Source organism: Candidatus Acidulodesulfobacterium acidiphilum, assembly GCA_008534395.1.
Lineage (GTDB): Bacteria > SZUA-79 > SZUA-79 > Acidulodesulfobacterales > Acidulodesulfobacteraceae > Acidulodesulfobacterium_A > Acidulodesulfobacterium_A acidiphilum.
Map to the genome: position 1 here is coordinate 1 of SHMQ01000063.1, position 4,093 is coordinate 4,093.

General features: G+C 31.6%; 3 protein-coding genes. All 3 read right to left on the minus strand.

The window, feature by feature from the left end:
* Window positions 1-51: 51 nt before the first annotated feature.
* Complete coding sequence (locus EVJ48_10290; GenBank protein ID RZV36537.1) at window positions 52-2,838, minus strand: type I restriction endonuclease subunit R; 2,787 nt, start codon at window positions 2,836-2,838, stop codon at window positions 52-54.
* 102 nt (window positions 2,839-2,940) lie between these two features.
* Window positions 2,941-3,411 (minus strand): hypothetical protein, encoded by a 471-nt coding sequence (locus EVJ48_10295; protein RZV36538.1) that lies wholly within the window; start codon window positions 3,409-3,411, stop codon window positions 2,941-2,943.
* Window positions 3,412-3,413: 2 nt separating this feature from the next.
* On the minus strand, window positions 3,414-4,093 hold a 680-nt coding region (locus EVJ48_10300), incomplete at its 5' end, for a type I restriction-modification system subunit M (GenBank protein RZV36539.1).

Here is a 4,093-nt window from a genome sequence, read left to right on the forward strand (position 1 = left end):
TATTAATATGTATTTTTATTCTTTAATTAAAATATAAACAAAAAAATATATCTACCACCTTTCGAATACCGCCCCGAATTCTATTATCTTTTCTTTTACTCTTTTTATTATCTCTATTCTTTTTTTAATAGTAGGTTCTTCTTTCAAAGTTTCTATTATAGAATCCCCCAGCGGCAATTTCTCGGTATATATAGATTCGTTAATTAATTTCCTGAATTTTTCCCTATCCAAATTTTCTTCAGCGGCAATTTTATCGATAAAACCATGTTTTTCCCGTTCCCAGAAGTTATCAAATTCTTTTTTAACGTCTTTTTCCTTAATATAAGGCATATACGATTCGATAAACTTTTTAATAAAGGGTTCTTTCGGTTTATAATTCATATCCCTTGTCAGCTTAACCAGAAAATCTTCTTTGTCTTTTGCGTATTCTTCCGGTCTGCTTTTTTCTTTTTTCTTTAAATTAGACAAAAGATTTACGATGTAATCGTAATTTATAATATCCTGTCTTACCAGTTCAAGTAAAAAATCTATATCGTTTATCTCTCCGCCGGTTTTAGCATCGGGGTCTTTTCTTTTTTCGTAAATGTCCAAATATTTGCTCTGGTAATCAAAATATTCCTGCTCTTTTAAGTCTATATCGTCAAAATTAAACTCGACGTAAGATTCCAAAGACGACTTCAACCTCATAATTTCTCTGAATAATTTAACAAATTTAATTTTATCCGATTCGCTTTTAAGGTCGTCTATGTCATCGATAGTCGGAACTAATTTTTTTAATTCGGACACGGCATCGTTAAATTTACTTTTTTGTTTTTCGTAAGGTTCTTTAAATACTATATCTTTTGCATTTTTGTCGCCGAACAATTCAAGCGCGTCGTCGGTATTTGCTTTCAAATCCCTAAAACAAACAATATTTCCGTATGGTTTTTTCTCGTTGAATATTCTGTTGGTTCTTGAATACGCCTGTACGAGACCGTGAAAACGCAAATTTTTATCGACGTATAACGTGTTAAGCGTTTGCGCGTCAAAACCAGTTAAAAGCATATTTACTACGATTAATAAATCTATTTGCCTGCCTTTAACTTTTTTTTGAACGTCTTCATAGTATTTGTAAAAAACATCGGTAGAAAAATTAGTTTGAAAAATTTCGTTATAATCTTTAATGCAACCTTCCAGATAATCACGAGATAATTTATTTTCATTACCTTCCGCTAAAACATCTACGTCAAAAACGTCTTCTTTTTCCTCGTTAGCTTGAAAGGTAAAGATAGCAGCTATTTTTAAATCGTGTTCTTTTATTTTAAAGAAATTATAATATTTTTTTAAAGCTTCTATGCTCGAAACGGCTAAAATAGCATTAAATATGCCTTTGGTTTTCTTTTTATGAATAGATAATATATAATCTACTACTTTTTCTATTCTTTTTTCGCTTTCAAGTATTTCTTTTTTGGTTATATCGACTTCTATATTTTCGTTAAATATACCGCCTTCTTTTTTTGTATAATTGCCGATATACTCCACGGCAAATCCTAAAGCGTTGCCGTCGCTTATGGCGTCAGTTATAAGATATGTATGCAGACATTTATTGAAAACAGCGGTTGTCGTAACTCCGCCGACGCAATTTTTTTCGAGTATCGGCGTTCCGGTAAAACCGAAAAGCTGAGCTTTGCCGAAAAATCTTTTTATATCCGCGTGTATTTTACCGAACTGGCTTCTGTGACATTCGTCGAATATTATTACTACCTTTTCGTTTTTAAGATATTCAAAATGCTGATTATGGTATTCTTTTGTCACGGCTAAATCTAATTTTTGAATCGTCGTCACTATTAATTTAACGTCTTTATCCTTAAGCTGATTAACGAGTGTTTTAGTATTTTCGGTAGAATCCACGCTGCCGGGTGCAAATTTATTAAATTCTTCTACGGTTTGAGCGTCTAAGTCTTTTCTGTCCACGATGAATAAAACTTTTTTGATATCGGGCATATCTTTCAATACTTGAGAAGCCTTAAAAGACGTAAGAGTCTTTCCGCTTCCGGTGGTATGCCAAATATAACCGTTTTCAGAAGAATTTTCAGCTCTTTCTATGATTTTTTCGACCGCATAATACTGATACGGCCTTAAAATCATTGGCATCATTTTATTTTCGCTTAAAACTATGTATTTTGATATAATTTTAGACAAGTGGCAAGGTTCTAAAAAAATATCGGTAAATTCGGATAAATTTGAGATTTTATTATTGCGTTCATCCGTCCAGAAAAAAGTCTTTTCAAAATTCTGGTCAGGATTATTGGCAAAATATTTAGTATTCACGCCGTTAGATATTACAAAAATCTGGATATGCTCAAATAAGGTATTAGGATATGAATGAATCCTGTAGCGGTTTATCTGATTAAAGGCTTCTTTTAATTCCATACCTCTTTTCTTTAGTTCTATCTGAACAAGGGGAAGCCCGTTTATTAAAAGCGTAACGTCGTATCTGTTGCCGTATGCGCCCTTTATTCTAATCTGGCGGGCAACCTGATAGCAGTTCTGACACCATTTTGCCGTATTCAAAAATCTAATGTAAATTTTGGTTTCGTCGTCTCTTGTGAGCAAAAATCTGTCTCTTAAATTAGACGCCTTTTGAAATCTGTTCCCTTTATTTAAATGGTTTAATATTTTTTGAAATTCCTTGTCGCTTAAAGCGGTATTATTTAATTCTTTGGTATTAAACTTTTCTATCTGTTTTTTGAAATTGGCGATAAAGTCTTCTTCCTTATGAATATTCAGCAATTCATAGCCTAAGGTTTGTAACTGGGTAACGAATTCCAGTTCTAAAATCATTTCGCTCTGTATCATAGCCTATCTCTTTAGTTAATTAGCTAATAAATTATACAAACATTTTTTGCAATAAGCCTTTTTTATATCTTTTAAGATTTTCCAGTCTTAATTTAACTAATTCTATTTTTTATCGATTGTGGATAGAAATGAAGCTATTTTTTGCTGCTCAGGAAGTGAAGGAGAAGAGATTTTTAAATATTGAAATTCTGATATCCAATATCTTTTGTGTTCATTTCCTAATTTAAATTTTATTAAATTCATTTTATAATAAACAAATTTAATATTATGTTTTTTATGTGTTAATATCTTGATAGCACCCGATCTTATTTTAAAAGGAAAATTCACATACTTATTGTCTGTTGTAAAATCATCAAATATTATTGCAGGTAAATTTGTATATATATAATTAGCTTCATTTGTGTATCCTAAAATAAATGATTTATTGGCAGTTAAAACAGGGGTATTACCTTTTTTGTTTAGTTCTTGGCTTATATATTTATTGGGTTGTTCATATTTCAATATATTTCCTAACATTTCTTCTTTCCATTCGTCATTAAACTCGTTAAATCTCAATTCGGGCACGTTTTTCATTACTAAACCCCATTAGCCTTTGTAATATTTGTTATATCTGGGTCAAACGGCGGATTAATACCTAATTCTTTGCAATATCCGGCTATTTCTTTATCGACTTCTATTTCTTCTAATTCTAATTTTTTAATTTCATTTGAAACGGCTTCTAAATCGATTGATTCTTCTTCCTCAAACGTATCGATATATCTGGATATATTTAAATTATAATCGTTTTCTTTGATTTCGTCTAAACTTACTAATCTTGAAAATTTATCTGTTTCTTTTTTCTCTTTATACGTATCTACTATTTTTTTTATATTATCGTCCGTCAATCTATTCTGATTTTTGCCTTTTTCAAATTCTCCGCTTGCATCCATAAATAATATCTTTTCGTCTTCTTTTCTGCATTTGCTAAAAACCATTACGCAGACCGGAATAGGCGTTCCGTAAAACAGATTAGGCGCAAGCCCAATAACAGCTTCCAGATAGTTTAATTTTTCTATTATGTATTTTCTTATTTTTTCTTCCGCACCGCCTCTAAATAGTACTCCGTGAGGCAGAACTATAGCCATAGCGCCGTTATCGGCTAAGTGATGAATCATATGCGTAGCAAAAGCATAATCGGCTTTGTCTTTAGGAGCTAAGCTTCCGTATTTACTAAACCTTTCGTCAGTCTTAAACAGCGGATTGGAGTCCCCCTTCC